Below are 3,025 nucleotides of genomic sequence, written 5' to 3'. Positions count from 1 at the left end.
ATGACATATTATGGGACGGACCTTTGGCAAGGCCCAAAAAAGAGTCAACGAAGCATTGTTGTTACAAGGAAGCCCCGAGAGGGCGGCGCAAGCTTACGGGCAATTAGTACCGCTCGGCTGCATGCATCGCTGCACTTCCACCTACGGCCTATCGACGTGGTCATCTCCCACGGCCCTTTAAAGAGATCTCATCTTGTGGCGGGTTTCGCGCTTATATGCCTTCAGCGCTTATCCCATCCCGACTTAGCTACCCGGCGATGCCCCTGGCGGGACAACCGGCGCACCAGCGGTCGGTCCAGTTCGGTCCTCTCGTACTAGAACCAGATCCACTCAAATCTCTCACGCCCGCAGTAGATAGAGACCGAACTGTCTCACGACGTTCTGAACCCAGCTCGCGTGCCACTTTAATGGGCGAACAGCCCAACCCTTGGGACCTTCTCCAGCCCCAGGATGTGACGAGCCGACATCGAGGTGCCAAACCCCCCCGTCGATGTGAGCTCTTGGGGGAGATCAGCCTGTTATCCCCGGCGTACCTTTTATCCTTTGAGCGATGGCCCTTCCATGCGGAACCACCGGATCACTATGCCCTACTTTCGTACCTGTTCGACCTGTATGTCTCACAGTCAAGCGCCCTTGTGCCATTGCACTCTACACACGATTGCCAACCGTATTGAGGGCACCTTTGGAAGCCTCCGTTACTCTTTTGGAGGCGACCACCCCAGTCAAACTACCCACCACGCACTGTTCCTCGTTAGAGGTTAGGCCCCGGACAAACGAAGGCTGGTATTTCAACAACGGATCCACACTGCCTGGCGACAGCGCTTCAAATCCTCCCAGCTATCCTACACATCCCTTGCCCAGGGTCAATACGAAGCTATAGTAAAGGTGCACGGGGTCTTTTCGTCCCACTGCGGGTAACCGGCATCTTCACCGATACTACAATTTCACCGAGATCATGGTCGAGACAGTGTCCAGATCGTTGCACCATTCGTGCAGGTCGGAACTTACCCGACAAGGAATTTCGCTACCTTAGGACCGTTATAGTTACGGCCGCCGTTTACCGGGGCTTCAGTTCAACGCTTCACCCGAAGGCTGACGTCTCCCTTTAACCTTCCGGCACCGGGCAGGTGTCAGGCCCTATACTTCATCTTTCGATTTGGCAGAGCCCTGTGTTTTTGATAAACAGTCGCCTGGACCAGTTCACTGCGGCTCCCCCGAAAGGGAGCGACGCTTCTCCCGAAGTTACGCGTCCATTTTGCCTAGTTCCTTGACCATGAATCTCTCGAGCGCCTTAGAATTCTCATCCCAACCACCTGTGTCGGTTTACGGTACGGGCCGCATATCTCGCTTTTCTTGGAGGCAACGCCGCTGGATTATCACCGCGGCCGTGGCCTTGGTGTACTATCGCTTGCGCTTCAACGTGCTATTCCGTCAGCACGCACCAACTAAGTTGCCCCGTCACTTTTATCGATATGCGGGTACGGGAATGTTGACCCGTTGCCCATCCACTGCCCCTTCCGGGTTCGTGTTAGGTCCCGACTGACCCCCGGCTGATTAGCATGGCCGGGGAAACCTGGGTTTTTCGGCGAAGGGGTTTCTCGCCCCTTTTATCGTTACTTATGCCTACATTTTCGTTTCCGTACGCTCCACGGTACCTCGCAGGACCGCTTCAACGCAGAACGGAATGCTCCCCTACCCATCTTTCGATGCCATAGCTTCGGTAATGTGCTTATGCCCGATCATTATCCATGCGGGACCGCTCGACCAGTGAGCTGTTACGCACTCTTTAAATGAATGGCTGCTTCCAAGCCAACATCCTGGCTGTCTGTGCAGTCCCACCGCGTTTTGTCAACTTAGCACATATTTGGGGACCTTAGCTGATGGTCCGGGTTCTTTCCCTCTCGGACATGGACCTTAGCACCCATGCCCTCACTGCCCTGAAACATTATATAGCATTCGGAGTTTGTCAGGAATTGGTAGGCGGTGAAGCCCCCGCATCCAATCAGTAGCTCTACCTCTATATAACTATCAGAACGCTGCACCTAAATGCATTTCGGGGAGTACGAGCTATTTCCGAGCTTGATTGGCCTTTCACCCCTACCCACAGGTCATCCCAAGACTTTTCAACGTCAACGGGTTCGGTCCTCCACTGTGTGTTACCACAGCTTCAACCTGCCCATGGGTAGATCGCACGGTTTCGCGTCTACTACTACCGACTAAAGCGCCCTGTTCAGACTCGCTTTCGCTGCGGCTGCGGCACTGAATGCCTTAACCTTGCCGGTAAAAGTAACTCGTAGGCTCATTATGCAAAAGGCACGCCGTCACCCCCAAAGGGGCTCCGACCGCTTGTAGGCGTATGGTTTCAGGGTCTTTTTCACTCCCTTGTTCAGGGTTCTTTTCACCTTTCCCTCACGGTACTGGTTCACTATCGGTCTCTCAGGAGTATTTAGTCTTGGCGGATGGTCCCGCCGGATTCACACAGGGTTTCACGTGCCCCGCGCTACTCAGGATACCACTATCTTTAACGCTCCTTGCCTGTACCGGGCTATCACCGTCTACGGCCCCTCTTTCCAAAGGGTTCCAGTTCGTCACGCAAAGAATCCCGTGGTCCTACAACCCCAACATTGCCGGAACAACATTGGTTTGGACTAATCCGATTTCGCTCGCCACTACTCTCGGAATCACTTTTGTTTTCTCTTCCTCCGCCTACTTAGATGTTTCAGTTCAGCGGGTTCGCCCACCTTGCGGTGTGACTGGCCTTCAACCAGCCGGGTTGCCCCATTCGGACACCCACGGATCAATGCTCATGTGCAGCTCCCCGTGGATTTTCGCAGCTTATCGCGTCCTTCGTCGCCTCTGAGAGCCCAGGCATCCCCCATACGCCCTTCTTTTGCTTGTCGCATCATGTGCCTAAGCACATATGCCCTCTCGTAATCCTTATATATTCTATTCTACTTCGTGTTTCTTCTTTTGACTTCGCCATGATGGTATGACCATCACGCTCCGTCCCAATATGTCAATGAAC

The 3,025-nt window shown here is 54.0% G+C and carries 1 rRNA gene; it reads right to left on the bottom strand.

Going from position 1 to position 3,025, the window contains the following annotated elements:
- Positions 1 to 84: 84 nt before the first annotated feature.
- Positions 85 to 2,900, bottom strand: a 23S ribosomal RNA gene (locus EZV76_RS16730).
- Positions 2,901 to 3,025 lie beyond the last annotated feature (125 nt).

This window comes from Flagellimonas alvinocaridis (assembly GCF_004916895.1).
Taxonomy (GTDB): domain Bacteria; phylum Bacteroidota; class Bacteroidia; order Flavobacteriales; family Flavobacteriaceae; genus Flagellimonas; species Flagellimonas alvinocaridis.
Note: the sequence above shows the minus strand (reverse complement) of the source record. Positions and strands in the feature narration are given on the sequence as shown.